The sequence below is a fragment of the Actinokineospora fastidiosa genome (genome assembly GCF_014648415.1).
Classification (GTDB): Bacteria; Actinomycetota; Actinomycetes; order Mycobacteriales; family Pseudonocardiaceae; genus Actinokineospora; species Actinokineospora fastidiosa.
Genome location: NZ_BMRB01000003.1, coordinates 110,227 through 135,726 on the forward strand (window position 1 = coordinate 110,227; position 25,500 = coordinate 135,726).

Genomic DNA, 25,500 nt, shown 5'->3' on the forward strand with positions numbered 1-25,500 from the left:
CGCGCACACGCGCGCGCGTGACTTGTCCCAACGACCCAGTCTGGAGTTCCTCTTGGCCTCCCAGAACAGCCCGGGAACCCCCGAGCGCGTACGCGTGATCCGCGACGGCCTCGCGGCGTACCTCCCCGACATCGACCCGGAGGAGACGTCGGAATGGCTGGAGTCGTTCGATGCCGCGCTCGCCTCGGGGGGCCAGCAGCGCGCCCGCTACCTGATGCTGCGCCTGCTGGAGCGCGCCCGTGAGAGCCACGTCGGGGTGCCCGCGCTGACCAGCACGGACTACGTCAACACCATCCCGACCGAGAAGGAGCCGTGGTTCCCCGGCGACGAGGAGGTCGAGCGCCGCTACCGGGCCTGGATCCGCTGGAACGCGGCCATGACCGTGCACCGCGCGCAGCGGCCGGGCGTCGGCGTCGGCGGGCACATCTCGACCTACGCCTCCTCGGCAGCCCTCTACGAGGTCGGCTTCAACTGGTTCTTCCGGGGCAAGGACCACCCGGGCGGCGGCGACCAGATCTTCGTGCAGGGCCACGCCTCCCCCGGCATCTACGCCCGCGCGTTCCTCGAGGGCCGCATCTCGGCCGACCAGCTCGACGGGTTCCGCCAGGAACTCTCCCACGCCGGGCCCGGCGGCGGCCTGCCGTCCTACCCGCACCCCCGGCTGATGCCGGACTTCTGGGAGTTCCCGACCGTCTCCATGGGCCTCGGCCCGATGAACGCGATCTACCAGGCGCGGTTCAACCGCTACCTGCACGCCCGCGGCATCAAGGACACCTCCCAGCAGCACGTGTGGGCCTTCCTCGGCGACGGCGAGATGGACGAGCCGGAGTCGCGCGGGCTGATCCACGTCGCGGCCAACGAGCAGCTCGACAACCTGACCTTCGTCATCAACTGCAACCTGCAGCGCCTCGACGGCCCGGTCCGCGGCAACGGCAAGATCATCCAGGAGCTGGAGTCCTACTTCCGCGGCGCGGGCTGGAACGTCATCAAGGTCATCTGGGGCCGGGAGTGGGACGCCCTGCTGCACGCCGACCGCGACGGCGCGCTGGTCAACCTGATGAACCAGACGCCCGACGGCGACTACCAGACCTACAAGGCCAACGACGGCGCCTTCGTCCGCGAGCACTTCTTCGGCCGCGACCCGCGCACCAAGGCCCTGGTCGAGCCGATGTCCGACCAGGAGATCTGGAACCTCAAGCGCGGCGGCCACGACTACCGCAAGGTGTACGCGGCCTACCAGGCGGCGATGGACCACGTCGGCCAGCCCACGGTGATCCTGGCCAAGACGATCAAGGGCTACAACCTCGGCCCGCACTTCGAGGCCCGCAACGCCACGCACCAGATGAAGAAGATGGCGCTGAAGGACCTCAAGCTGTTCCGCGACACGCTGCGCATCCCGATCGAGGACGCGGAGCTGGAGCACGACCCGTACCTGCCGCCGTACTACCACCCGGGCACCGACGCCCCGGAGATCCAGTACATGCAGGAGCGCCGCCGCCAGCTCGGCGGGTACCTGCCGGAGCGCCGCGGCAAGGCCAAGGCCCTGGTGCTGCCCGGCGACAAGGTCTACGACGTGGTGCGCCGCGGCTCCGGCAAGCAGGAGGTCGCCACCACGATGGCGTTCGTCCGGCTGGTCCGCGACCTGGCCAAGGACCCGGAGATCGGCCCGCGCCTGGTGCCGATCATCCCGGACGAGGCGCGCACGTTCGGCATGGACTCGATGTTCCCGACGCAGAAGATCTACAACCCGCTCGGCCAGCTCTACACCTCGGTCGACGCCTCGCTCATGCTCAGCTACAAGGAGAGCGAGCAGGGCCAGATCCTGCACGAGGGCATCAACGAGGCGGGCTCGACGGCGTCGTTCACCGCGGCGGGCACGTCCTACGCCACGCACGGCGAGCCGATGATCCCGGTCTACATCTTCTACTCGATGTTCGGCTTCCAGCGCACCGGCGACGGCCTGTGGGCCGCGGCCGACCAGATGGCGCGCGGCTTCGTGCTCGGCGCCACCGCGGGCCGCACGACGCTGACCGGCGAGGGCCTGCAGCACAACGACGGGCACTCGCTGCTGCTGGCGGCGACCAACCCGGCCGTGGTGGCCTACGACGCGGCGTGGGGCTACGAGCTGGCCCACATCGTCAAGGACGGCCTGCGCCGCATGTACGGGGAGCAGGCGGAGGACATCTACTACTACCTCACCGTCTACAACGACCCGTACGTGCAGCCCGCCGAGCCGGAGGACCTGGACGTCGAGGGCCTGCTGCGCGGGCTCTACCGGTACAAGCGCGCCGAGGGCGACGGCCCCCGCGCGCAGGTGCTGGCCTCCGGTGTGGCGCTGCCCTGGGCGCTGCGGGCCCAGGAGCTGCTGGCCGAGGAGTGGGGCGTGCGCGCCGACATCTGGTCGGCGACGTCGTGGACCGAGCTGCGCCGCGACGGCGTGGACACCGAGCGGCGCAACCTGCTGCACCCTGGCGCCGAGCCGCGCGTGCCGTACGTCACCACGGCGCTGTCCGGCCAGCCCGGCCCGGTCGTGGCGGTGTCGGACTGGATGAGCGCGGTGCCGGACCTGATCCGGCCGTGGGTGCCCACCGACATGGTCACCCTGGGCACCGACGGGTTCGGCTTCTCCGACACCCGCCCGGCCGCCCGCAGGCACTTCATGGTCGACGCCGAGTCGATCACCGTCGGCGTGCTGACCGCGCTGGCCCGCCGGGGCGAGATCGACACCGCGAAGGCGGAGGAGGCGGCCCGGCGCTACCGGATCGACGACGTCACCGCGGCGGGCCCGCAGACGTCCGACCCGGGCGTGGCGTAGTCCGGCGGCCCGGCTCGCCCTCACACGGGGGCGAGCTGGGCCCGCGCGGACCGGAACCAGCTCATCCAGCCGTGGACGACCAATCCGGCGAAGACCAGGTAGACCACGGCGCTGAACCACAGCCCCGACGCGATCTGCAGCGGCACGCCGACGGCGTCCACCACCAGCCAGACCAGCCAGAACTCCACGACGCCCCGGGCCTGCATGGCGAAGGCGATGACCGTCCCGACGAAGATCGCCGCGTCCGGCCACGGCGCCCATGACGCCTCCAGCGCGGTCAGGACCAGCGCGAACGCGACCGTCCCCGCGACGTAGACGGCGCCGACCACGCCGAGTTCCACCGGCGTCGCCCGCCGCACGGCGACCCCGAAGACCGGGTCGCGGCGGCGCGTCCACGCCCACCAGCCGTAGACGGCGATGAGGCCGACGACGACCTGCCGGATCGCCAGCCCGCCGAGGTGCGCGCTGACGTAGACGGCGAACAACAGGCCCACCGAGACCAGCTGCACCGGCCACGTCCACAGCGTGCGCCGCTGCGCCAGGAACACCACGGCCAGCGCGAACACCTGCCCGATGAGCTCGGCCCAGGTGATCGGCTGCCCGAGCACGGTGAAGCCGGATTCCATCAGCACGTGCATGCGTCCTCCCCCGTTCGCGGGTGCTGATGTCGATCCTCCCCCCGAACGCGTTGAGGGGCGTCGGGAATGTGCCCGACGCCCCTCGACGTGCCCGCTACCGCGGCCGCTGCTCGAACCCCGTCGGCGGCGTAGGCGTGTCGGTCGGGGTGGCCCCATGCCGGGCGCCCGTCGCGGTCGACGCGGTGGACGTGGCCGAGGCGGTCTGCATGCCGGGAGCGTGCTCGGTGCGCGGCGTCGGCGCGCCGCGGCCGCTGCTCATCTCCGACTGCGCCCGCTCCAGCCAGCCGCCCCAGCGGTCCTGCATGGGCTTGATCAGGCCGCCGCCCAGGCCGATGGCGAGGATGGCGCCGATGGTCGCCAGGACGGTGATCAGCACCGGCATGGTGACGGTCGTGGCGATGTTGACCTGGTTGAGCGCCGCGATGACGCCCAGCGCGAGGATGAAGACGAACGCGCCGGTCCCGATCATGCGCGCGTAGGGCCGGTTCCCGAGCGCACTGGTCACCAGATCCCGCACGACCCGCGCGACGGCGGCGGCCACGATCAGCAGCACGATCGCCACCAGGATGCGCGGCAGGAAGGCGATCACCTGGTTCAACAGCTGGCTCACCGGGTTCGACTGCCCGAACACCCCGAACGCCAACTGCAGCGCGATCAGCAGAATGAAGTAGTAGACGAGTTTGACGATGATGTTGCCGGGATCGATACCGGAGTTCCGGGTCAGGTTGTGCATCCCGGTCCTCTCCATGAGGCGACCGAAGCCGATCTTCCCCATCAGCATCGACAACCCCTTGGCCACCGCTTTCGCGATCAGCCACCCGATGAACAGGATGACCAGGAAAGCGAGCAACTTCGGCACGAACGTGGCCACCATCGACCACGCCGCCCCGAGCCCTTGGCGGAGCTCTTCACCCATCACGAACCTCCCAACGACCCCCGACGGTCACAACTGTCCTGTGTGATCCTTTCCCCCCGGTCATGGACCGGCAACCGCAACCGGTGCCACGAATGGGGGAAATCCCTTGTCCCGCCTGGCACCCCGATCACCAGCCCTCCATAGTGGAATCACCGGTGGGGACCGGGGAGATGGCCGCCCGGCATCGAGCGCACCGACATGCCGGGCGGCCGGCCCGGACCGGGCCGGCCTACTCGCGCTTTCGCGCTTCGCTTAGGGCCGGGCCGCTGTGATGCCTGGGGGCCGAGCCCCCAGACCCCCACGGTGCGGTGGGTTCCTGACCCAGCGGGTGCCAGTTCGGGGAAGTGGGCTGACGGCGGTCGACTGACGGCAGGCAACTGGCGACTGCGACTGGCAACTGGCGATCAAATGATCTGGAGTGGCGGGCTGGCAGTTGCGGGAATGCAAACCAGCCACACCATGGCGAGTTCGCTGTTCTTTTTTGGGTAGATACCCAGTCGTTGGAGCCTCAATCATCTTGTGGGTGAAGGGTGAGGACACTCAGCCGCCCCACCCCCCAAAGCAGGGCTTGCCTGCCATCCCGTCGACCTGGCGCAGCCTTACCACAGCCAGGGTGGGGGCGCGGCCCTCGACGAAACAGGACTTGCCAGGTTAGGGCCCCCAGGGCCCTAACCCGCGAAAACGCAAGCTCCGCGCCCCCACCCTGGCTGTGGTAACCCTCCGGGAGGTCGACGGGATGGCAGGCAAGCCCGACCATCCTGGAGACCTGCCCGTCCGGCGAGGACGCTTGTGACCACGAGCAACGCCGGGAACCGGCGAGCCGATCCAAGAACAGAACAACGTCACCAAGCACCCCGCAAAGCCCCCACCGAAAGACCCGCAACAAGGGACAGCGCCGATGTGGGAGTCTGATCGGGTGAACGGGCGGCGGTTGTCGGCGGAGACCCTGGGCGCGGTGGAGCGTGCGTCCGGCAAGTTGGCCTCCGCCGCCGTCGCGGCCATGGACCGGGAGTTTCCCTGGTTCGGCCGCATGCCCGCCGACCAGCGGGCCAGCGTCTCGCTCGTCGCCCAGAGCGGCGTCGCCGGGTTCACCGCCTGGTTGAAGGACCCCCGGGAGGCCCTGCGCCTCACCACCGACACCTTCCGGGGCGCGCCGCGCGAGCTGTCGCGGTGGGTGAGCCTCCGCCAGACCGTCGAGATGGTGCGGGTCTCCCTCCAGGTCTTCGAGGAGATGGTCCCCGACCTCGCCGCCGACGACGACGAGCGGGCCGTCTTATCCGAGGCCGTCCTGCGGTACGGGCGGGAGGTGGCCTTCGCCTCCGCCATGTCCTACGCCTCCGCAGCCGAGGCCAGGGGCGCGTGGGACGCCCGGCTGGAGGCGCTGGTCGTCGACGGCATCGTCCGGGGCGACGCCGAGGAGTCGCTGCTGTCCCGGGCCGCCGCCCTGGGCTGGGACCCGGCCGCCGAGGCGACGGTGCTGGTCGGCAACCCGCCGTCCGACGACCCGCCCACCGTGGTCTACGAGGTGCGCAGCCGGGCAGCCCGGGCGGGCAGGGCGGTGCTGCTGGGCGTGCAGGGGTCGCGGCTCGTCGTCGTGCTGGCCGGGCCGACCGACAGCGCGGCCGACATGGAGATGCTCAAGCGCATGGCCAACGCCTTCGGCGACGGCGCCGTGGTCGCCGGTCCGACGGTCGCCAGCCTGGCCGAGGGGCACCGCAGCGCCGCGGACGCGCTGTCCGGGCTGCGGGCGGTCGTGGCCTGGCCGGAGGCGCCCCGGCCCGTGCGCTCGGCCGACCTGCTGCCCGAGCGGGCCCTCGCCGGGGACCCCGAGGCCGAGTGGCAGCTCATCGACCGGGTCGCGCGGCCGCTGGAGGAGGCGGGCGGGGCGCTCCTGGAGACCGTCGAGGCCTACCTGGGCGCGGGCGGGGTCCTGGAGACCTGCGCCCGCCAGCTGTTCGTCCACCCGAACACCGTCCGCTACCGGCTGCGCAAGGCCGCCGAGCTCACCGGACGCAACGCTGCCGATCCCCGGGACGGGCTGGTGCTGCGGGTGGCGCTCGCCGTCGGCAGGCTCTCCCGGGCGCGCGGGCTGTGGTGAGGCTCACCCCACCATTCTGCACAACGCAGCGACGCCCACGGGGTTCATCCACCGGTAACCTTTGGAGGGTTCCTACAATCCAGGCGCGCCGACTTCGTCAGCCACGGCATGCGCGCCCGGCCCCCCGACAGTGTTCAGTGGACGCGTGATCGCTCTCCTCGCCCCCGGACAGGGCTCCCAGACCCCAGGCATGCTGTCATCCTGGCTCGAACTCCCCGGCGCCGCCGCGCGCCTGGCGGAGTTCTCCGAGGTCACGGGCCTGGACCTGGCGCGATTGGGCACCACGGCCGACGCCGAGGAGATCAAGGACACCGCGATCACCCAGCCGCTGATCGTCGCGGCCACCCTGCTGGCCCACGAGGCCCTGGCCGAGCGCGTGGCGATCCCGGCGGACGTCCTCATCGCGGGCCACTCGATCGGCGAGTTCGCCGCCGCGGCCATGGCGGGCGTGCTCACCAAGACCGACGCCCTCGCCCTTGCCGCCGTGCGCGGCCGGGAGATGGCCGCGGCCTGCGAGCTGGAGCCCACCGGCATGGCAGCGCTGGTCCGCGGCACCGAGGAGGACATCCTCGCCCGCCTCGCCGAGCTGGACCTCGTCCCGGCGAACCGCAACGGCGCGGGCCAGATCGTCGCCGCCGGGTCGCTGCAGGCGCTCAAGGAGCTGGCCGCCGAGCCGCCGAAGGACGCCAAGGCGATCACCCTCAAGGTCGCGGGCGCCTTCCACACCCGCTACATGGCCCCCGCCCAAGAGGCGCTGGCCGCCCACGCCGCGACGCTGACCACCCCGGCCGACCCGGCCGCCACCCTGCTGTCGAACCGCGACGGCGCCGTCGTCACCACCGGGGCCGACGTGCTGTCCCGCCTCGTCGAGCAGGTCACCAACCCCGTGCGGTGGGACCTGTGCATGGCGACCATGCGGGCCAGGGACGTCTCCGCGATCGTCGAGTTCCCGCCTGCGGGCGCGCTCGTCGGCCTCGCCAAGCGCGAGCTGAAGGGCGTCCCCACCGTGGCCCTCAAGACCTCCGCCGACCTCGACACGGTGGCCGAGCTGATCGGGAGCACCACCGCATGACCGCACTGCGCATCACCCAGGGCGCGGCCGCCACCCGCCTGCTGGGCGTCGGCAGCCACCAGCCGGAGCGGGTCGTCACCAACGACGACCTGTCCAAGATCATGGACACCACCGACGAGTGGATCCGCGAGCGCGTCGGCATCCGGGAGCGCCGGTTCGCCGCCAAGGACGAGCTGCTGGTCGACATGGCCGTCATCGCCGGGTCCAAGGCACTGGCCGACGCCGGGCTCGCGCCGTCCGATGTGGACACCGTGATCCTGGCGAACTGCACCATGCCCACGCCCATCCCCAACGGCGCGGCCCAGGTCGCCGACCGGATCGGGGTCAAGGCGGCTGGCGCGTTCGACCTCAACGCCGCCTGCGCGGGCTTCTGCTACGCCCTCAACACCGCCTCCGACCTGGTCAGGGCGGGCTCGGCGCGGCGGGTGCTGGTCATCGGCGCGGAGAAGCTGACCGACTGGGTCGAGCCGACCGACCGGGCCAACGCGATCATCTTCGCCGACGGCGCAGGCGCGGCGGTGGTCGGCCCGGCCGAGACCCCGGGCATCGGCCCGGTGGTCTGGGGCAGCGCAGGCGACCTCGTCGACATGATCTACATGCGGGACGACCGCTGGATCTACCAGGAGGGCCAGTCGGTCTTCCGCTGGGCGACCACCCAGATCGCGCCGATCGCGCTGCGCGCGCTGGAGGTCGCGGGCCTGCAGCCGTCCGATGTGGACGTGCTCATCCCGCACCAGGCGAACCTGCGCATCGTCGAGGCGATCGCCAAGCGCCTGCGGGCCAAGGGCGCGCGCGAGGACATGGTCGTCGCCGACGACATCGTGCACTCGGGCAACACCTCCTCGGCGTCGATCCCGATGGCGATGGACCACATGCGCGCCGCGGGCCGGGTCAAGCCCGGCGACGTGGCGCTGCTGATCGGCTTCGGCGCGGGCCTGTCCTACGCCGGGCAAGCGGTGATCTGCCCCTAACCCCCATTCTCCGGGCGGTGCGGTACCGGCCCGGTCGGCACAACAGGAAGGACGTCAGCGATGGCGGACAAGCCCAGCGATGAGAAGATCCTCGAAGGCCTCGCCGAGATCGTCGAGGAGGTCGCGGGCGTCTCTCCCGACGACGTGACCCCGGAGAAGTCCTTCGTGGACGACCTGGACATCGACTCGCTGTCGATGGTCGAGATCGCCGTGCAGGCCGAGGACAAGTTCGGCGTGAAGATCCCCGACGACGAGCTGGCGAACCTCAAGACGGTCGGCGACGCGGTCAAGTACGTCTCCGCCCACGTCTGATCCATCCCTCAGGCACTCCCCGGGCCACACCCGCTTGCGAAGGAATACCCATGAGCAACGTTGACGTCGTCATCACCGGCATCGGCGCGACCACGCCGCTCGGTGGGACCGTGTCCGCCACTTGGGAAGCACTGCTGGCGGGCGCGAACGGCATCCGCGCCAATGACGCGGACTGGGTCGAGCGCTACGACCTGCCCGCGCGGCTGTCGGCACCGCTGGCGGTCGACCCCAGCGACGTGCTGCCGCGCGTGCAGGCCCGCAGGCTCGACCGGTGCGAGCAGATCGCGCTGATCGCGGCCCGGGAGGCCTGGGCGGACGCGGGCTTCGAGCTCCCGTCCGACGAGCACACCTCGGTCGACCCCGAGCGGCTCGGGGTCAGCATCGGCACCGGGATCGGCGGCCCCGTGACCCTGCTCGACCAGGACGACATCCTGGAGACGCAGGGCCTGCGGAAGGTCTCGCCGCTGACGGTGCCGATGCTGATGCCCAACGGCCCGGCCGCTCACGTGGGCATCGAGCTGCGCGCCCGCGCTGGCGTGCACTCCCCCGCGTCGGCGTGCGCGTCGGGCGCGGAGGGGCTGGCCAGCGCCTACCAGATGATCCAGAACGGCAGGGCCGACGTGGTCGTCGCCGGGGGCGCGGAGGCGTGCATCCACCCGATCACCGTGGCCGGGTTCGCGCAGTCGCGCACGCTCTCCACCCGCAACGACGAGCCGGACCGCGCCTCGCGCCCGTTCGACACCGACCGCGACGGGTTCGTGCTCGGCGAGGGCGCAGGCGTGCTGGTGCTGGAGCGCGCCGACCACGCCGCCGCGCGCGGCGCCCGGGTGTACGGGCGGCTGGCGGGCTACGGCATGACCTCCGACGCCCACCACATCACCGGCAACCACCCGGACGGGATCGGCCAGATCAAGGCCATCGAGCACGCCGTGGCGATGGCCGGGCTGACCCCGGCCGACATCGGCCACGTCAACGCGCACGCCACCTCGACGGTGGTCGGCGACGTGGGCGAGGCCGCGGCGATCCGCAAGGCGCTGGGCGAGCACGTGGTGCTCACCGCGCCGAAGTCGTCGCTGGGCCACCTGGTCGGCGGGGCGGGCGCGGTGGAGAGCATCTTCACCGTGCTGTCGATCTACTACGGGATCATCCCCGCGACCCGCAACCTCGAGCAGCTCGACCCCCGGGTCGCGCTGGACGTGGTGTCCGGCCAGCCGCGCAAGGTGGAGCTGCAGGCCGCGATCAACGACTCGTTCGGCTTCGGCGGCCACAACGTGGCGCTCGCGTTCACCGCGTAGGCCCGCAAGATCTCCCGGACGCCCCGCTCCTGGTCAGGAGCGGGGCGTCCGGTCGTCTCAGCAGGCCTCGTGCTGGGGGCTGGCCCCGGTGGCGCCCGCGTCGATGCGCCATGCGCCGTTCTCCACGGCCAGCGCGTAGATGACGTGCCACTGGATGCACTCCTCGGGCAGCTCCGGCGGCGCGTCGGCGACGTCCTGGGTGCTGACGAAGCCCAGCATGACCCGGGCCTGGTCCGGCGGCCCGCTCTCGATCCGGTACACCACGACGCTGCCGTCCTGGGTGGACCGGTAGGCGGCGCGCCAGTCGGGCTCGGGGCGGCTCTTGATGTGCGCGGAGGTGACCGTGGTCATCCAGCGCTCGTAGTTGCGGCCGTTGATGGCGTCGAAGTGCGTCTGCAGGAGCTGGCGGACCGTCTCGTACATGGGGTGGCGGACGGCGTCCTCGGTGCCCTCGACGGCGCGCGAGCCGGGCTGCTCCGAGCGCGGCACCGGGGTCTCGCTCGGCACGACCGGCTGCTGGACGATCGGCGTCGACTCGGCGTAGAGGTCGCGGGCGAGCAGACCGCCCGCCGCGGTGACCATCACCGCGAGCAGGACGGCAGGGAGCAGCCAGGACTGCCGTTCAGAGCGCACGCTCCAACGCTAACCCACCTGGTGGAGCCAGGTGATGGGCGCGCCGTCACCCGCCCTGCGGTAGGGCTCCAGCGCCTCGTCCCAGGACGCGCCGAGCAGTTCGTCGACGCCGAAGGCGAAGGACTCCCCCGCGCGGGCGCCCGCGGCCAGCGCGCGCAGCTGGTCCTCGCCGACGACGATGTCGCCGTTGGCGCTCGTGCGGGCGTGCCAGAGGCCGAGCGCGGGCGCGTAGCACCAGCGCTCGCCGTCCACGCCGGGGCTGGGGTCCTCGGTGACCTCGAAGCGGATCATCGGCCAGGCGCGCAGCGCCGCGGCCAGCTTGCCGCCGCTGCCGGGCGCGCCGGTCCAGGCGTACTCGGCGCGCAGCTGGCCGGGTGCGGCGGGCTGCGGTGTCCAGCGCAGCTCGGCGCGTGCCTCCAGCGTGCCGGAGATCGCCCACTCGACGTGCGGGCAAACCGCAGTCGGCGACGAGTGGACGTACACCACGCCACGGGTGTTGCCACGGGTGCTCACTGCTGACCTCCGGTGCTCGACGAGGATCGTCTTCCCCTACGTCCCCGACGCTCCGGCTGCCCGCTGGCACGTGCGCGGTGTTACCCGGATGCCATTGTGCCCGCAACCGAACACTTTGGCCACACGAACCACGAAGACCACGCCCGCCCCACGCCCACCCGGACAGGTGAACCGCACGCCCGCTAGCGTGTTGATCCGATACTGACCGGGAATCACGCCGATCGGGAGGTGTGACGTGCGGCTGGTGCGCATCGGGGAACCCGCCTCGCAGGTGGGGGCCGACGTCCGGGCCGCGCTCGCCTCGTGGGGGCCGGGCGGTTCCGTGCTCGGCGGGGTCGCGCTGGTGGGGGTCCGCCCGGCGCGCGGCCAGCGGCCGATCGACGCGGTGATCCTGCTGCCGCGCGGCGTGATCGTCGTCTCCGGCGTCGACCTTCCCGATCCCGCCATCCGGCTCGACGCCCCGCTGAACAGCGGGTGGAAGACCGACGGCTGGCCGCTGGTGCGCCACGACGGCGCGACGAACCCGGGCGCCGAGGCGCTGGCCGCGGGCAGCGCGGTGACGGCCCTGCTGCAGGGCGCGCGGGTCGAGCCGCTGCCGGTGGGCGTGGTGATCGCCGTCGGGCCGTACGTCAAGCAGGTGTCGCAGCCGACCGCCGATCTCGTGCGCGGGGTGCGCATCCTGCACCCGGAGCCGCTGACGCTGCTGTCCGCGGCGCGCGAGCTGGCGACCCACGACCACGCGTGCGCGGCGCCGCAGGCCGTGCGGATCCTGGAGGCGCTGCACCCGAACTCGGGTTTGAGCCAGGCGGACCTGGTCGCCGAGGGCTTCCCGGAGTCCGCGCCCGCCGTGGCCACCACGTTCATCCCCAAGTCGGCGGTCGCCCCCAAGGCCGCCGCCCCCGCCCAGCCGCCGTCCGCGCAGCGGTCGCGGCGCGGGCCGCGCTGGCTGCCGGTCGCCGCCGCGGCGCTGGTCGTGCTGCTGCTGATCATCGGGGTGGTGCTGGCGCTCGGCTCGGGCGACTCCGCCTCGCAGGAGCCGCAGCCCGAGCGGCCCGCTGCCCCGGTCGGCGTCGACGGTGTGGCGTTCACCGCCCACGGCGCCGCGTCCGGCCCCGACTGCGCGGCGGTGACGTACGGCGACGTCAAGGCGTGGCTGGAGCGCAACGGGTGCGACGAGGTTGTCCGCGCCCGCTACGCCGCCACGGCCGACGGCAGGCAGGCGGCGGTCCTGGTCTCGGTGCTGCGGTTCGCCGCGAGCGCCACCGCGACCGAGCTGCGGGCGGTCGCCGAGGAGCCGGGCACCGGCGGCGTCCGCGACCTCGACGGCGCGTGGCCGGGCGGGCTCGCCCCGACGTTCGACTCCGCGGCCTTCGTCACCGGCCACGAGGGCAACAGCGTGAAAGTGGCGCAGGCCGTCTGGCTGGACAAGCCGTCCGACCCGGCCGACCCGGACCTGCTCGGCATCGCCGAACGCGCGCTGCGGCTGGCGGTCACCGGCTAGCGAAATGCCTTGTGCGAGAGCCACCGACAATTGAAGATGAAGATTGTTCCGCAGCGGTTTCGGCGCGGCCCGATGTCAACCGGCGGGGCGGGCAGATAAGCTCATGACCATCGGCAGGGGGATATTCCGGCAAGCCGATTCCAGACTGGCACACACAACGCGGAGGAAACCGTGGCACAGAAGACCGTTGTCGAGTTGGTGGATGATCTCGACGGTGGCAAGGCCGACGAGACCGTCGCCTTCGCCCTCGACGGCACGGACTTCCTGATCGATCTGTCCGCGGAGAACGCCGCCCGCCTGCGCGAGTCGCTGGCGGAGTTCGTCGGGCACGCCCGCAAGACCGGGGGCAAGCGCGGGAAGGGCGCGGTCCGCAAGGCGGCGAGCGCGGACAAGCCGGACAACCAGGCCATCCGGGAATGGGCCCGCAGCCAGGGCGAGGCCATCGCCGAGCGCGGCCGCATCCCGCAGGCGCTGGTCATGCGATTCCAGGAAGCGCACAGCTAGTCGACGCCGGTGGCAGGCACCCGCGCGCGGGTGTCTGCTCAATCGGTCATAGCCGGGGAAGTCGCCTGGGGGACGGCGCGGCCCACTCGCCGAGCCTGCGGACCGCGCCCACCTGTGCCGGTTCGACGTCCCCGGCGATGCGGAAACCGCCGGGGACGGCCAGCGCCGCGGCGCGGAAGGCGCGCAGTGCCAGCGTCGACACCCTTTCCGGATAGCCCCCGCCGCCGTACATCCGGCGGGCCCATCCCGGCAACAGCGAATACGACAGCCGCCCGATCGCGAGCCGGTATAGCGGCAGCCCGGCGGCCAGCCTGCCTTTCACCGGCGGGGAGTGCAGAAAGTCGTTGATCACCTCGGCGTCCGGGGTGTTCCGCAGAGTGGGACGCACGCGGCGGAAGTACGCGCGCAGGTGCTCGACCGAGCCGGGCACCTCCTCCGGGTCCAGTCCCACCAGGCCCGCGCTGGTGCGCTGCTCGTACAGGTAACGATCGGCGAGCGCCTTCGTGAGCGGGAAGCCCGCGCGGCGGGTGACCGACAGGAACGACCCCACCTCGGCGCAGTGCACCCACAGCAGCAGGTCCGGCTCGTCGACGCGGAAGCGCTCGCCGGTGTCGGGGTCGGTCGCGCGCAGCGTGCGGTGCAGTGCGCGCACCCGGGCCGCGGCGGCCTGGGCCTCGTCGACGGTGCCGTAGGTGGTCGTGCCGATGTAGGTGGCGGTGCGCATCAGCCGCCCGAGGGGATCGCCGCGGAAGTCGGAGTTCTGCACGACGCCCGCGACCGTGCGCGGGTGCAGGGCCTGCAGGAACAGCCCGCGCACGCCCGCCAGCCACATCGCGGGGTCGCTGTGCAGCTGCCAGGTCACCGAGTCGGGGCCGAACAGGCCGAGTTCCGCGCTGTCCATGACCGCGGGCTGGCTCATGGGCCCAGTCTCCACCCGCGCGGGCGGCCCCGGCTACAGGTTCTTCAGCTCCTCGGTGACGTCCGACACCGACGCCTTCGCGTCGCCGAACAGCATCGCCGTCCTGGGGTCGAAGTACAGGGCGTTGTCCACGCCCGCGAACCCGGTAGCCATGCCGCGCTTGAGGACTATCACCGAGCGGCTCTCGTCGACGTTGAGGATCGGCATGCCGTAGATCGGCGAGGACGGGTCGGTGCGGGCCGCGGGGTTGGTGACGTCGTTGGCCCCGATCACGATGGCCACGTCCGTGCGGGCGAACTCGCCGTTGATCTCGTCCATCTCCTTGAGCCGGTCGTAGGGCACGTCGGCCTCGGCGAGCAGGACGTTCATGTGCCCGGGCATGCGGCCCGCGACCGGGTGGATGGCGTAGTAGACCGCGACGCCGCGGGCCTCGAGCAGGTCGGCCATCTCGCGCACGGCGTGCTGGGCCTGCGCGACGGCCATGCCGTAGCCGGGGACGACGATGACCTGGTTGGCGTAGGCCATCTGGACCGCGGCGTCGGCGGCGCTGGTGCGCCGGACGGTGCGGTCGCCGTCGACCTCGGCCGCCGGTCCGCCGCCGCCGCCGAAGCCGCCCGCCACGATGGCCGGGATCGAGCGGTTCATGGCCTTGGCCATGAGGTTGGTCAGGATCGTGCCGGACGCGCCGACGATCATGCCCGCGACGATCAGCGCGGTGTTGTCCAGCGCGAGGCCCATCGCCGCGGCGCTGAGGCCGGTGAGGGCGTTGAGCAGCGAGATGACCACCGGCATGTCCGCGCCGCCGATCGGCAGGACCACCAGCACGCCCAGCGCGGCCGACAGCACCAGCAGCCCGATGACCAGCAGTTCCGCCGACGCGCCCGCGACGATCGCGATCCCGCACGCGAGGCCGCCCGCCAGCAGGAGCAGGTTGATCGGCTGCTGGAGCCGCCCCGCGCCGATCGGGCGGCCGGGCAGGATCTCCTGCAGCTTGCCGAAGGCGATCAGCGAGCCCCAGAACGACACCGAGCCGACCAGCGCGGCGAACAGGCTCGCGACGGCGACGTAGGCGGCCTCGTGGGCGAAGCCGTCGCTCTGGCGGAACTCGACCCACGCGATCAGCGCGACCGCGCCGCCGCCGACGCCGTTGAACAGCGCGACCATCTGCGGCATCGCCGTCATCTTCACCCGGCGCGCGGACGGCACGCCGACGGCGGCGCCGATGGCCAGGCCGAGCAGGATCAGCCACCAGTTGCCCATGCCGGGGATCATCAGCGTGGCGATCACGGCCACGCCCATGCCCGCCGCGGCGATCCAGTTGCCGCGCACGGCAGTCCGGGGACCGGTCAAGCCCATGAGGCCGTAGACGAAGAGGGCGAAGGCGACGATGTAGAGGATCTGGACGGCGGTCATCGCTTGGCGTCCTTGTCGGAGCGGCCCTTGAACATGCCGAGCATCCGGTCGGTGACCAGGAAGCCGCCGACGACGTTGATGGTGCCGAAGGCGATGGCGATGACCAGCAGGATCTTGTCGAGCGTGCCCTCGGCGCCGAGGCCGAGGACGATGAGCCCGCCGAGCAGCACGATGCCGTGGATGGCGTTGGTGCCCGACATCAGCGGGGTGTGCAGGGTGTTGGGCACCTTGGAGATCACCAGGAAGCCGACGAAGCCCGCGAGCACGAGCACCGCCAGGTTCTGCAGCAGCATCTACTCCCCCTCCCGCGTCACGCACGCGCCGCGCACGATCTCGTCGGCGAAGTCGGGCGCGAGCGCGCCGTCGTCGGTGATGAGCAGCTCGATCAGCGCGAGCACGTTGCGGGCGTACAGCTCGCTGGCGTGCTCGGGCATGGTGGCGGGCAGGTTCAGCGGGGCGGTGACGGTGACGTCGTGGGCGACGACAGTGCCGCCGGGCTCGCTCAGCTCGCAGTTGCCGCCGGACTCCCCCGCGAGGTCGACCACCACGGCGCCGGGCCGCATCCCGCGCACGGCCTCGGCGGTGACCAGCCGGGGAGCTGGCCTTCCGGGGACCTGCGCGGTCGTGATCACCACGTCGAACCCGCCGATCGCCTTGCCGAGCTGGCGCTGCTGCTCCTCGCGCTCGGCGTCGGTGAGGGCGCGGGCGTACCCGCCGCTGCCGGTGGCCTCGATGCCCAGGTCGAGCCACTGCGCGCCGACCGAGCGGACCTGCTCGGCGACCTCGGGGCGCACGTCGTAGCCGGTGGTGTGCGCGCCGAGCCTGCGGGCGGTGGCCAGGGCCTGCAGCCCGGCGACGCCCGCGCCGAGGACGAGCACCTTGGCGGGCGGCACCGTGCCCGCCGCGGTGGTGAGCATCGGGAAGAACCGGGTCAGGTGCTCGGCGGCCAGCAGCGCGGCGCGGTAACCGGCCACGTTCGCCTGGGAGGACAGCGCGTCCATGGACTGGGCGCGGGAGATGCGCGGGATCGACTCCATCGCGAACCCGGTGACCCCGGCGTTGCGCAGCGTCTCGATCCCGGCCGGGTCGGTGAGCGGGGCGAGGAAGCCGATCACCGTGGCCCCGGGTTTCAGCCGTGCCGCCTCCTCGGCGGTGGGAGCGGCGACCTTGACCACCAGATCGGCCTGCCACGGGTCGCCGAGCACGGCGCCCGCCGCCGTGTAGGCCTCGTCGGGGATGAGCGCGGCGGTGGCGGCTCCCGGCTCGACGACGACGTCGATGCCGCGGGATCGGAGCCGTTCGACGACTTTGGGCACGAGCGCCACCCGCCGCTCACCCGGAGCGGACTCCTTCGGGACGCCTACGCGAGTGTTGGCCGTCACACCGGATGGTTTACCACCTCATGGGTGCTCTCCGGCAGGGCGTGCCAGTTGCCGTTCACCGACAATCATGGGCTGACCTGGGAAAACACCCGAAAAATAACAGTCCGTACGTTCGGCTTGCCAGCGCTAGCGCGGGCTCCGCCAGTGCGCCGTGCCCAGGGCGATGATCCGGAGCTGGCGCTCGCCCACCCGGGTCGCCTCGGCGACGTGGTCGGGGTCGCGGGGGCGGTCGAGCAGGGCGGTCACGATGCCGAGCATCGCCGAGACCATCAGGTCGGCGACCATCCGCAGGTCTTCGGTGTCCCAAGCGGACAGCCCCGGGAACCGGGCCAGGTCGGTGGCCAGCTCGCTGCCGATGAACCGCAACTCGGTGGCGATGGCCCTGCGCACGTCCGGGACGCCGCCGTGGCGCTCGCGGATGAGGAAGCGGAAGTGGTTCTCGTGCGCGAGCACCTGCTCGGCGATGATGCGGACCGAGCCGCGGATCGCGTCGTCCACTCTGGTGCGGCGGGCGTCGCGGAGCATGTCGCGCAGGGTGCGCATGCTCTCCTCGACCAGGGCGACGCCGAGCTCGTCCATCGAGGCGAAGTGGCGGTAGAAGGCCGTCGGGACGATGCCCACCTCGCGGGTGACCTCGCGCAGGCTCAGGCCCGCGAGGCTGCTGCGGTCCAGCAGGCGCAGGGCGGCGTCCAGCAGCGCCTGCCGCGTGCGCCGTTTGCGTTCCTGCCGAATCCCCAGGGCCACTTCGCTCACCTGCGTGAGCGTACGCGCGTGATCCACCCGGTATCCGCCCACCTTGTTGCGGTTTTCACAGCTTTCCACGTTGACACCCGACCTCGTCCCGCGCTCCACTTTTCAGTGTACGCACGTTCACTATGGCCGGAGGCCATGATGGCGGTCACCGCTGGGCTCCGCCTGCTCGAAGCCCTCGCCACCCCGCATGGCCTGGACAGATATCTCGAACTGGTCCACCCGATGCTGACCGTTCGCGAGCTGCGCGGTCAGGTGACAAGCGTGCACCGAACCACCTCGGACACGGTCACGCTGACCATCCGGCCCACCCGACGGTGGCGCGGGTTCCGATCTGGGCAATTCGTCCGGTTGTCGGTCGTCATCGACGGCATTCGGCGGACCCGCTGCTACTCCCCTTCGACCTCCGAGCACCGCCCCGGCTCGTTCGACCTGACGATCAAGGCGCACGACGGCGGGCTGGTCTCCCGCTGGCTGCACGCCAACGCCCGGACCGGGCTCGTGGTGCACCTGTCGCAGGCCGAGGGCGAGTTCACCCTGGACACCGCCCGACCGCGCCGGGTGCTGCTCGTCAGCGGCGGCAGCGGCATCACGCCCGTGCTGTCGATGCTGCGCACCCTGACCGACGAGGGCCACGACGGCGAGATCGTGTTCCTGCACTACGCCTACCGCCGGTCCGATGTGCCGCACCTGGCGGACCTGCGGGCGCTGGCCGACCGGCGCCCGAACGTCCGGCTCGTGCTCGGCTACACCGACGCGGCCGACGGCGACCTCCAGGGGTTCTGCACGGAGGAGCACCTGCGCGCCGCCGCCCCGTGGTTCACCGAGGCGCCCGCGTACCTGTGCGGTCCGCCCGGACTCATGGCCGCCGTCCGCGCCGTCTACGACGGGCTCGGCATCGGCGGGCTGCTGCGCACCGAGGAGTTCGCGCCCGCCCCCGTCGCCGTGGACACGGCGGAGGCCACGGGCACGGTCACCTTCGCCCGCAGCGGACGCCGCGCCCCCAACAGCGGCCGGACGCTGCTGGAGCAGGCCGAGGCCGCCGGGCTCACGCCGGAGCACGGCTGCCGCATGGGCATCTGCTTCTCCTGCACCAGCGTCAAGACCGCGGGCCGCGTGCGGGACGTGCGCAGCGGCGAGACCTCCACCGACCCGGACGAGGAGATCCAGCTCTGCGTCCGCGTCCCCGTCGGCGACGTCACCCTCGACCTGTAGAGGACACCATGGCTCCCCAGCTCACCCCCGACCAGTACGCGGCGCTCGGCCGCGACCTCGACGCGCTCCGCCAGCGGGTGCTCGCCGACCTCGGCGAGGCCGACCGCGCGTACATCCTCGACATCGTCAAGATCCAGCGTGCCCTGGAGGTGGCGGGCCGCGGGCTGCTGTTCCTCGGCTTCCTGCCGCCCGCCTGGCTGGCCGGGGTCGGCGCGCTGTCGCTGTCGAAGATCCTCGACAACATGGAGATCGGCCACAACGTCATGCACGGCCAGTACGACTGGATGCGCGACCCGGCCCTGAACTCCCGGATGTTCGAGTGGGACACCGTCGCGCCCGCGGAGAACTGGAAGCACTCGCACAACTACGTCCACCACACCTACACCAACATCATCGGCAAGGACCGCGACATCGGCTACGGCGTCCTGCGGATCGACCCCGCGCAGAAGTGGAACCCGTACTACCTGGGCAACCCGGTGTACGCGGCGCTGCTGGCGGTGTTCTTCCAGTGGGGCGTGATGCTGCACGACCTGGAGGCGGAGAAGCTGGCGTCCGGGGAGAAGAAGTGGTCGGAGACGGCCGCGGAGCGCAGGCGCATGTGGCACAAGGGGGTCAAGCAGGTCCTCAAGGACTACGCGCTGTTCCCGGCGTTGAGCGGCCCGCTGTTCCTGCCGACCCTGCTGGGCAACATGACCGCGAACCTGGCGCGCAACCTGTGGGCGTTCGCCATCATCTTCTGTGGACACTTCCCCACCGGGGTCGAGTCGTTCACCGAGGAGGAGACGGCCGACGAGACCCGGGGGCAGTGGTACTACCGGCAGATGCTCGGCTCGGCCAACATCACCGGGAGCCCGCTGTTCCACATCCTGTCGGGGAACCTCTCGCACCAGATCGAGCACCACCTGTTCCCCGACATCCCGGCGCGGCGCTATCCGATGATCGCCCCGGAGGTGCGCGCGATCTGCGCGAAGTACGGCCTGCCGTACAACACCGGCGGGCTGGCGAAGCAGCTCGGATCGGTGTTCGGCAAGATCGTCCGGCTGGCGCTGCCGGACCGGCTGACGCGGGCGTGGAGCGGTACCGTCGAGACCGACCGCGCACGGCGCGCGGCGTGAGGGTTGGGGAGCAGCCGATGGTCAGCGAGTTCGAGACGCGCAAGGACACCATCCAGGAGCTGACGGAGTCCGCGGCCGACCACGTCGGGCGCATCGCGCAGATCATCACCGCGGCGGTGCGCGACGTGGCCAGGGAGATCGGCGACTGGGCCACCGACGTGATCGAGATGAACGAGGCCAGCCGCCGCGCCCGGGCCGACGAGCGGCGCGCGCCGTCGGCCGACCGGGAGGCGCCGGGCCCGGTGGTGGTTGACGAGTCACCTTGATGTCCCCGATCGGGTACACCCGGTTGTTGGGTTTAGACCGCCGCGGACCGGTGTGGTAGTCGCGGTCGGTGCGTGCGCCGGGCGGATGGCGCGGATCGGGGACGGACAGGTCCACTCGACCGATGAATGTCCAGTGTGGTCTCCACGTGCGAGAGTCGAGATGACCGTATCGTCCGTCCAGCTAGGAGTGACTTGATGCGCACCACGGCAAGGCGAATCGGCTCCATCATCGGCGCGGCGGTCTTCGCGTGCGGCATGACCGCGACCGCCGCGTCCGCCACCGTCCCCTACGACGACCCGGTGGAGACCGATTTCGTGACCATCGATCCCCACCACCAGTACGACGGCCCCGGCGAATGCGGGGACGACTGGGAGTCCTGGGGCTTCTGGTTCACCCACGCCGAGACCGACGGTGTCTCCTGGACCCAGTTCGAGGAGTGGGTCGAGTACGACGAGGACGATGAGGACGAGGAAGTGTCGATGGACCTGCGGTAACCCCAGACCTCGCGGCGGCGTGGCGCCCCCATTCCCGACCGGGCGGGATGGGGGCGCCCGCAACTGTCAGATCAGCGAGGGCACCATGGCCTCGATCAGGTGCGGGCCCGGCTCGGCCAGCGCCCGCTCGAACTGCTCGGCCAGTTCCTCCGCCGTGCGCGCCCGGGTCGCCGGGACGCCCATGCCGGTGGCGATCGCGACGAAGTCCATGTCCGGGGTGGACAGGTCCAGCAGCGAGTTCGCCTTCGGGCCAGCGCCTTCCGCGCCCACCCTGGTCAGCTCGACGCGCAGGATGGCGTAGGCGCGGTTGTTGAGCAGGATCGTGGTGACGTTGAGGTTCTCCCGCGCCATCGTCCACAGCGCCGAGATCGTGTACATCGCCGAGCCGTCGGACTGCAGGCAGACGACCGGGCGGTCCGGGCAGGCCACGGCCGCGCCGACGGCCACCGGCAGGCCCTGGCCGATCGCGCCGCCGGTCAGGGTGAGCACGTCGTGGCGGGGCGCGCCCGCGGTGGCCATCGGGATCATGAGCCCGGAGGTGTTGGCCTCGTCGGAGATGATCGCGCCCTCGGGCAGCAGCGCGCCGACGACCTCGGCCCAGTTCTGCGGGGTGAGGTCGCCGCTGGGCAGCGCGGGCCGGGACTCGGCCTGCAGGACGGGCTCGACGCCCTCGGCCACCGCGTCGGCGAGCCGGTCGAGCGCGTCGGCGGTGTCCTCGCCCACCTCGGCCAGCGTGTGCACGGCGCAGCCCTCGGGCGTCAGCTCGCTGGCCTTGCCCGGGTAGGCGAAGAACGAGACGGGCGCCTTCGCGCCGACCAGCACCAGGTGGGTGACGCCGGTGAGCTGCCACTGGACCTGCTCGGCCAGGTAGCCGAGCCGGTCGACGGCGGGCAGGCCCGCGCCGCGCTCGATGCGCGCGGGGAAGGTCTCGGCGAACAGCCTGGCCCCGGTCGCCGCGGCGATCCGGCTCGCGGCGCGCAGGCCGCGCTCGCGGGTGGCGCCCGCGCCCAGCAGGACCACAGTGGACTCGCCCAGCACCCCGGCGATCTCGGCGATCCGGTCGGCGGCGACGGTCGCGCGCGCGGGCGGGACCACCTCGGCGGCGGGCTCGCCGCCCTCGCCCCAGGAGACGTCGGCGGGCAGGACCAGGTTGGCGACGCGGCCCTCGCGCGCGGCGGCCACCGCCTCCGCGGCGTCCTTGCCGACCGACGCGGTGTCCGTCGAGGTGCGGCTCCAGCCGTGCGTCCAGCCGGTGAGCGCGTCGATGTCGGACTCCAGGGGCGCGTCGAAGCCCTTGTGGGTCAGCGCGTGGTCGCCGATGACGTTGACGATCGGGGTGTGCGCGCGGCGGGCGTTGTGCAGGTTCGCCATGCCGTTGACCATGCCCGGGCCCAGGTGCAGCAGCGTCGCCGCGGGCTTGTCGGCCATCCGGCCGTAGCCGTCGGCCGCGCCGGTGACCACGCCCTCGGCCAGCGCCAGCACCCCGCGCATCCTCGGCACGGTGTCCAGCGCGGCGACGAAGTGCATCTCCGAGGTGCCGGGGTTGGCGAAGCACACCTCCACGCCGGAGTCGACGAGGGTGCGGATGAGCGATTGTGCCCCGTTCATGTGATCCATTCCGTCAGTCGAAGAGGACGCCGGGGTTGAGCACCCCCGTGGGGTCGAACGCCTGCTTGATCCGCTTCATCAGCGCGATCTTCGCCGGGTCTTCCAGGTCGAGGAAGTAGGCCTTCTTCGCGTGGCCGATCCCGTGCTCGCCGGAGATCGCCCCGCCCAGCTCCATGCTCGCGGCGAACAGCTCGCGCAGCGCCTTGGCGCGCTTGTCGGCGTCCTTCTGGAACACCGCGAGGTGGACGTTGCCGTCGCCCGCGTGCCCGCAGCCGACGACGAAGGTCTCGCTGGCCTGCGCGATCCCCTGCACGCGGGCCATGAACTCCGGCAGCGCGGCGCGCGGCAGCACGGTGTCGATCACGTCGTCGGCGCCCGCGCCCTTGGCGGTGTAGAAGGCCTGCTCGCGGGCCTCGATCAGGCGGCGCGCGGACGGGCCGGGCAGCACGTAGGCGTCGACGGCGCCGAGGGCCGTCAGCAGTTCGCCGGTGGCGGCCACGTCGTCGTCGAGGCGCTCGGCGTCGCGGTTCTCCAGCATGACCACGAGGTAGGCCTGGGAGGTGTCGCGGACCTGGTCGGGGATGCCGAGCTGCAGGTCGTGGGTGTAGGTGATCGCGCCCATGGTCATGGCGTCGATGTACTCGAGGATCAGCGGCCCGATGCCGCTGGCGACCACCTTGGGCACGGCCCTGACCACGGCGGTGAGGTCGCCGAACGGCGCGAGCACGGTGGCCTGGTGGGCCAAGCGCGGCTGGAGCTTGAGCGTGGCCTCGGTGACCAGGGCCAGCGTGCCCTCCGAGCCGACGATGAGCTGGGTGAGGTCGTAGCCGGTGCTGGCCTTGACGTACTTGCCGCCGCAGCGGATGACCTCGCCCGTGGCGAGCACGGCCTCGACGCCGAGCACGTGGTGGCGGGTGACGCCGTAGCGGACCGCGCGCATGCCGCCCGCGTTGGTGGCGACGTTGCCGCCCAGGCTGCCGCTCAGCTCGCCGGGGTACACGGGGTAGACCAGGCCGTGCTCGGCGGTCTTCTCCTCCAGCTCCCGCAGCGTGACGCCGGGCTGGACGACGGCGACGTGGTTCTCGGTGTCGATCTCCAGCACGCGGTTCATCCGCTCGAAGGACACCAGGATCGCGTCCGCCCTCGGCACGGCGGCGCCGGAGAGGCCGGTGCCGGAGCCGCGCGCGGTGACCGGGGTGCCGGTCTCGGCTGCGGCCTTGAGGATCTCGGCGGTCTCGCCAGCGTCGCCGGGGGCGACCACGAACGCGGGCCGGGTGGCGACGCTGGTCAGGCCCTCGTCGCGGGCGTAGTCCTCGGCGGCGTCCGCCCCGTCCCGCACGTTGGCCGCGCCGACGATGTCGGCGAGCCGCGACCGCATGTCCGTCATTGGACTCCCTCCGCCCTTACTGGCGCGTAACAGTAGTCAGGGGAACCGATCGGGGGAAAGCGCGGCGGCGAGGCCGTCCCCCGGGTCGTCCCCGGCGATGATCGCCGCGCCGGTGGCGGCCAGCGCGGGGGCCAGCTGGATGCCGTGGCCGCCCTGACCGGCGAAGAACGCGAACCCGGGATGGCCGTCGCGGACCCCGACGACGGGATCGCGGTCGGGGGCGAAGGTGCGCAGCCCGGCCCACGCGGTGCGGACGGTGCGCAGGCCGAGCGTGGTGACCGCGTTGACCCGCTCGACGGCCAGCGCGACGTCGAGGTCGTCGGGCTTGGCGTCAACCGGCTCGCTGGGCGTCTCGTCGGCCGGGGAGACCAGCAGCGCGCCGGACTCGGGGCGGAAGTAGAAGCGGTCTGCGGTGTCGACGACCAGCGGCCAGTCGGGCTCGACGGGCCGACCGGCGGCGATGGCGATGGTCCTGTGCAGCGGCCGCAGGCCCAGGGGCGGCACCCCGGCCAGCGCGGCCACGCGGTCGGTCCACGCGCCCGCGGCCGCCACGACCAGGCCCGCGCGCACCTCGTCCGCGCCGACAGCGGCCCGCCAGCCCGCGCCGTCCCTGCGCAGCGCGGTGACCGGCGCGCCGCGGCGGATCTCGCCGCCGTGGGCGCGCAGCGCGCGGACGTAGTGCTGGTGCAGGCCCATCGCGTCGATGTCGGCGGTGCGCTCGTCGAGGTCGGCGGCGGCGATCGCCCCGGGCCGCAGCGCCGGGCAGACCTCGCGGGCCTGCTCGAGGCTGATCGGCCGGGCGCCGGGGCGGCCGGGGGACGGGCCGTCGGTGGTCACCCAGAGCATGGCGCGCGGGGTGAGCAGCCCATCCGGGAAGCGGGAGGCGGCGGTCAGCGCGCGGACGAGCGGGCCGCCGTAGGAGGGGACGCAGATCGCCGCGGACCGGCCGGTGGTGTGCCTGGCCAGCTCCGGCTCGGCCTCGGCGAGCAGCACCGACCCCCGGGCGGCCAGCTCGGCGGCGACGGACACCCCGGCGATCCCGCCGCCGACCACCAGCACATCCCATGCCATGCGCGCGAGACTACGGCCTCCAGCCGGGGTCGCGGCCGCTGAGCGCGAGCGCCCTGTCCAGCGCGGGCGCGTCGGCGGGAACGCCCACCTCCGGGCCGAACGCGCCCCACTGGCGCGCCATGTCCGCCATGCTCTCGACGGTGCGCAGCAAATCCGCGGCGACGTCGTCGGGGAGGGTGTACGCCTGGCCGGTGGCGGCGGCGAGGTCCCAGCCGTGCAGGGCGAGCTCGGCGGTCATCATGGTGCCGATCGTCCGCGCGGGCATCGGGCTCGACGCCATCACCGTCTCGCCCTCCCACGCGCCCGGCTCGGCCCACGCGGCGATGGAGCGGTCCACGTGGGTGGCGAAGAAGTCGGGCCAGTCCGGCTTGGCGGCGTAGTCGGTGCTCTCGTCCTCCGAGCCGTCGGTCGGCGGGGGCAGCTTGCGGGCCGTGCGCTCCAGGACGATGGCCGACCAGTGGGTGAAGTGGTTGATCAGCGCGCGCACGTCGTACTCGGCGCACGGGGTGGGCAGGTCGTACTGGCTGGGCTTGATGTTGCGGGCGATGTCCACGGCGGCGGAGGCCACCTTCGCCATCAGGTCCTGTTCCATGCCATCGACGGTAGCCGGC

The 25,500-nt window shown here is 72.3% G+C and carries 25 protein-coding genes; 12 read left to right on the forward strand and 13 right to left on the reverse strand.

The annotated features are described in order from the left end of the window. Positions 1 to 52 precede the first annotated feature (52 nt). Positions 53 to 2,815, forward strand: coding sequence for a pyruvate dehydrogenase (acetyl-transferring), homodimeric type (gene aceE, locus IEY98_RS19390; protein ID WP_189211992.1), 2,763 nt, complete (start codon positions 53 to 55; stop codon positions 2,813 to 2,815). A 20-nt stretch (positions 2,816 to 2,835) separates the two neighbouring features. Here aceE and IEY98_RS19395 read toward each other — a convergent pair whose 3' ends face one another. Both IEY98_RS19395 and IEY98_RS19400 read right to left on the reverse strand, forming a co-directional pair. Further along, positions 2,836 to 3,453 (reverse strand): nicotinamide mononucleotide transporter family protein, encoded by a 618-nt coding sequence (locus tag IEY98_RS19395; protein WP_189211993.1) that lies wholly within the window; start codon positions 3,451 to 3,453, stop codon positions 2,836 to 2,838. A gap of 94 nt (positions 3,454 to 3,547) precedes the next feature. Next, positions 3,548 to 4,369: a mechanosensitive ion channel family protein gene (locus IEY98_RS19400; RefSeq protein ID WP_189211994.1), complete on the reverse strand. Its 822-nt coding sequence runs from the start codon at positions 4,367 to 4,369 to the stop codon at positions 3,548 to 3,550. Positions 4,370 to 5,267: 898 nt separating this feature from the next. On the opposite strand from IEY98_RS19400, the gene IEY98_RS19405 reads away from it, so the two are divergent. The 5 genes from IEY98_RS19405 (at position 5,268) to IEY98_RS19425 (ending at position 10,117) form a co-directional block, all read left to right on the forward strand. Then, on the forward strand, positions 5,268 to 6,467 hold the full coding sequence (locus IEY98_RS19405) for a PucR family transcriptional regulator (RefSeq protein WP_189211995.1): 1,200 nt from the start codon (positions 5,268 to 5,270) through the stop codon (positions 6,465 to 6,467). Positions 6,468 to 6,612: 145 nt separating this feature from the next. Next, entirely contained in the window at positions 6,613 to 7,539 is a 927-nt protein-coding gene (locus tag IEY98_RS19410) for an ACP S-malonyltransferase (protein ID WP_189211996.1), read from the forward strand. Continuing rightward, positions 7,536 to 8,510 (forward strand): beta-ketoacyl-ACP synthase III, encoded by a 975-nt coding sequence (locus IEY98_RS19415; RefSeq protein ID WP_189211997.1) that lies wholly within the window; start codon positions 7,536 to 7,538, stop codon positions 8,508 to 8,510. Before IEY98_RS19410 ends, IEY98_RS19415 begins: the two co-directional genes overlap by 4 nt. A 60-nt stretch (positions 8,511 to 8,570) precedes the next feature. After that, on the forward strand, positions 8,571 to 8,822 hold the full coding sequence (locus tag IEY98_RS19420; RefSeq protein ID WP_189211998.1) for an acyl carrier protein: 252 nt from the start codon (positions 8,571 to 8,573) through the stop codon (positions 8,820 to 8,822). Between the two features lie 50 nt (positions 8,823 to 8,872). After that, on the forward strand, positions 8,873 to 10,117 hold the full coding sequence (locus IEY98_RS19425; protein WP_189211999.1) for a beta-ketoacyl-[acyl-carrier-protein] synthase family protein: 1,245 nt from the start codon (positions 8,873 to 8,875) through the stop codon (positions 10,115 to 10,117). Positions 10,118 to 10,174: 57 nt separating this feature from the next. On the opposite strand, the gene IEY98_RS19430 is transcribed toward IEY98_RS19425, so the two are convergent. Continuing rightward, positions 10,175 to 10,750: a hypothetical protein gene (locus tag IEY98_RS19430; protein ID WP_229787082.1), complete on the reverse strand. Its 576-nt coding sequence runs from the start codon at positions 10,748 to 10,750 to the stop codon at positions 10,175 to 10,177. A 9-nt stretch (positions 10,751 to 10,759) separates the two neighbouring features. Further along, positions 10,760 to 11,263, reverse strand: a complete 504-nt coding sequence (locus IEY98_RS19435) for a DUF3145 domain-containing protein (RefSeq protein WP_189212000.1) — start codon at positions 11,261 to 11,263, stop codon at positions 10,760 to 10,762. 235 nt (positions 11,264 to 11,498) lie between these two features. Here IEY98_RS19435 and IEY98_RS19440 point away from each other — a divergent pair, with 235 nt between their 5' ends. Beyond that, positions 11,499 to 12,764, forward strand: coding sequence for a hypothetical protein (locus tag IEY98_RS19440; RefSeq protein ID WP_189212001.1), 1,266 nt, complete (start codon positions 11,499 to 11,501; stop codon positions 12,762 to 12,764). Positions 12,765 to 12,935: 171 nt separating this feature from the next. Next, complete coding sequence (locus tag IEY98_RS19445; RefSeq protein ID WP_189212002.1) at positions 12,936 to 13,268, forward strand: histone-like nucleoid-structuring protein Lsr2; 333 nt, start codon at positions 12,936 to 12,938, stop codon at positions 13,266 to 13,268. Between the two features lie 46 nt (positions 13,269 to 13,314). On the opposite strand, the gene IEY98_RS19450 is transcribed toward IEY98_RS19445, so the two are convergent. From IEY98_RS19450 to IEY98_RS19470, 5 genes are all read right to left on the reverse strand, one after another. Continuing rightward, the gene (locus IEY98_RS19450) at positions 13,315 to 14,187 is read right to left on the reverse strand and encodes an oxygenase MpaB family protein (RefSeq protein ID WP_229787083.1); all 873 of its coding nucleotides are present in this window, start codon (positions 14,185 to 14,187) and stop codon (positions 13,315 to 13,317) included. Positions 14,188 to 14,220: 33 nt separating this feature from the next. After that, positions 14,221 to 15,600, reverse strand: a complete 1,380-nt coding sequence (locus tag IEY98_RS19455) for an NAD(P)(+) transhydrogenase (Re/Si-specific) subunit beta (RefSeq protein ID WP_189212003.1) — start codon at positions 15,598 to 15,600, stop codon at positions 14,221 to 14,223. After that, positions 15,597 to 15,893 carry an NAD(P) transhydrogenase subunit alpha part 2 gene (locus IEY98_RS19460; RefSeq protein ID WP_189212004.1) on the reverse strand — a complete coding sequence of 99 codons (297 nt, stop codon included), beginning with the start codon at positions 15,891 to 15,893 and terminating at the stop codon, positions 15,597 to 15,599. Before IEY98_RS19460 ends, IEY98_RS19455 begins: the two co-directional genes overlap by 4 nt. Next, on the reverse strand, positions 15,894 to 16,982 hold the full coding sequence (locus IEY98_RS19465) for a Re/Si-specific NAD(P)(+) transhydrogenase subunit alpha (RefSeq protein ID WP_189212005.1): 1,089 nt from the start codon (positions 16,980 to 16,982) through the stop codon (positions 15,894 to 15,896). It lies immediately after the preceding gene. Between the two features lie 126 nt (positions 16,983 to 17,108). Then, a complete protein-coding gene (locus tag IEY98_RS19470) occupies positions 17,109 to 17,735 on the reverse strand; it encodes a TetR family transcriptional regulator (protein ID WP_229787084.1) in 627 nt (208 codons plus the stop codon). Between the two features lie 138 nt (positions 17,736 to 17,873). Between IEY98_RS19470 and IEY98_RS19475 the strand changes: the two genes are divergently transcribed. From IEY98_RS19475 to IEY98_RS19490, 4 genes are all read left to right on the forward strand, one after another. Beyond that, positions 17,874 to 18,947 carry a ferredoxin reductase gene (locus IEY98_RS19475; RefSeq protein WP_194510806.1) on the forward strand — a complete coding sequence of 358 codons (1,074 nt, stop codon included), beginning with the start codon at positions 17,874 to 17,876 and terminating at the stop codon, positions 18,945 to 18,947. Between the two features lie 8 nt (positions 18,948 to 18,955). Next, complete coding sequence (locus IEY98_RS19480) at positions 18,956 to 20,062, forward strand: fatty acid desaturase family protein (protein WP_189212008.1); 1,107 nt, start codon at positions 18,956 to 18,958, stop codon at positions 20,060 to 20,062. Positions 20,063 to 20,079: 17 nt separating this feature from the next. Beyond that, on the forward strand, positions 20,080 to 20,328 hold the full coding sequence (locus IEY98_RS19485) for a hypothetical protein (RefSeq protein ID WP_189212009.1): 249 nt from the start codon (positions 20,080 to 20,082) through the stop codon (positions 20,326 to 20,328). Between the two features lie 195 nt (positions 20,329 to 20,523). Beyond that, positions 20,524 to 20,823: a hypothetical protein gene (locus IEY98_RS19490; RefSeq protein ID WP_189212010.1), complete on the forward strand. Its 300-nt coding sequence runs from the start codon at positions 20,524 to 20,526 to the stop codon at positions 20,821 to 20,823. A 66-nt stretch (positions 20,824 to 20,889) separates the two neighbouring features. On the opposite strand, the gene IEY98_RS19495 is transcribed toward IEY98_RS19490, so the two are convergent. From IEY98_RS19495 to IEY98_RS19510, 4 genes are read right to left on the reverse strand one after another with little or no spacing between them, the layout of a single operon-like run. Beyond that, positions 20,890 to 22,431 carry an acetolactate synthase large subunit gene (locus IEY98_RS19495; protein ID WP_189212011.1) on the reverse strand — a complete coding sequence of 514 codons (1,542 nt, stop codon included), beginning with the start codon at positions 22,429 to 22,431 and terminating at the stop codon, positions 20,890 to 20,892. A gap of 13 nt (positions 22,432 to 22,444) precedes the next feature. Continuing rightward, on the reverse strand, positions 22,445 to 23,818 hold the full coding sequence (locus tag IEY98_RS19500) for an FAD-binding oxidoreductase (protein ID WP_189212012.1): 1,374 nt from the start codon (positions 23,816 to 23,818) through the stop codon (positions 22,445 to 22,447). Positions 23,819 to 23,854: 36 nt separating this feature from the next. Further along, positions 23,855 to 24,889, reverse strand: a complete 1,035-nt coding sequence (locus IEY98_RS19505; RefSeq protein WP_189212013.1) for an NAD(P)/FAD-dependent oxidoreductase — start codon at positions 24,887 to 24,889, stop codon at positions 23,855 to 23,857. 10 nt (positions 24,890 to 24,899) lie between these two features. Continuing rightward, entirely contained in the window at positions 24,900 to 25,481 is a 582-nt protein-coding gene (locus tag IEY98_RS19510) for a TIGR03086 family metal-binding protein (RefSeq protein ID WP_189212014.1), read from the reverse strand. Positions 25,482 to 25,500 lie beyond the last annotated feature (19 nt).

Coding starts and splice junctions, on each gene's coding strand:
- IEY98_RS19395 (WP_189211993.1), bottom strand. CDS start 3,453: ATGCACGTGCTGATGGAATCCGGCTTCACCGTGCTCGGGCAGCCGATC.
- IEY98_RS19400 (WP_189211994.1), bottom strand. CDS start 4,369: ATGGGTGAAGAGCTCCGCCAAGGGCTCGGGGCGGCGTGGTCGATGGTG.
- IEY98_RS19405 (WP_189211995.1), top strand. CDS start 5,268: ATGTGGGAGTCTGATCGGGTGAACGGGCGGCGGTTGTCGGCGGAGACC.
- IEY98_RS19415 (WP_189211997.1), top strand. CDS start 7,536: ATGACCGCACTGCGCATCACCCAGGGCGCGGCCGCCACCCGCCTGCTG.
- IEY98_RS19420 (WP_189211998.1), top strand. CDS start 8,571: ATGGCGGACAAGCCCAGCGATGAGAAGATCCTCGAAGGCCTCGCCGAG.
- IEY98_RS19425 (WP_189211999.1), top strand. CDS start 8,873: ATGAGCAACGTTGACGTCGTCATCACCGGCATCGGCGCGACCACGCCG.
- IEY98_RS19450 (WP_229787083.1), bottom strand. CDS start 14,187: ATGAGCCAGCCCGCGGTCATGGACAGCGCGGAACTCGGCCTGTTCGGC.
- IEY98_RS19455 (WP_189212003.1), bottom strand. CDS start 15,600: ATGACCGCCGTCCAGATCCTCTACATCGTCGCCTTCGCCCTCTTCGTC.
- IEY98_RS19460 (WP_189212004.1), bottom strand. CDS start 15,893: ATGCTGCTGCAGAACCTGGCGGTGCTCGTGCTCGCGGGCTTCGTCGGC.
- IEY98_RS19475 (WP_194510806.1), top strand. CDS start 17,874: ATGGCGGTCACCGCTGGGCTCCGCCTGCTCGAAGCCCTCGCCACCCCG.
- IEY98_RS19480 (WP_189212008.1), top strand. CDS start 18,956: ATGGCTCCCCAGCTCACCCCCGACCAGTACGCGGCGCTCGGCCGCGAC.
- IEY98_RS19485 (WP_189212009.1), top strand. CDS start 20,080: ATGGTCAGCGAGTTCGAGACGCGCAAGGACACCATCCAGGAGCTGACG.
- IEY98_RS19490 (WP_189212010.1), top strand. CDS start 20,524: ATGCGCACCACGGCAAGGCGAATCGGCTCCATCATCGGCGCGGCGGTC.
- IEY98_RS19495 (WP_189212011.1), bottom strand. CDS start 22,431: ATGAACGGGGCACAATCGCTCATCCGCACCCTCGTCGACTCCGGCGTG.
- IEY98_RS19500 (WP_189212012.1), bottom strand. CDS start 23,818: ATGACGGACATGCGGTCGCGGCTCGCCGACATCGTCGGCGCGGCCAAC.
- IEY98_RS19505 (WP_189212013.1), bottom strand. CDS start 24,889: ATGGCATGGGATGTGCTGGTGGTCGGCGGCGGGATCGCCGGGGTGTCC.
- IEY98_RS19510 (WP_189212014.1), bottom strand. CDS start 25,481: ATGGAACAGGACCTGATGGCGAAGGTGGCCTCCGCCGCCGTGGACATC.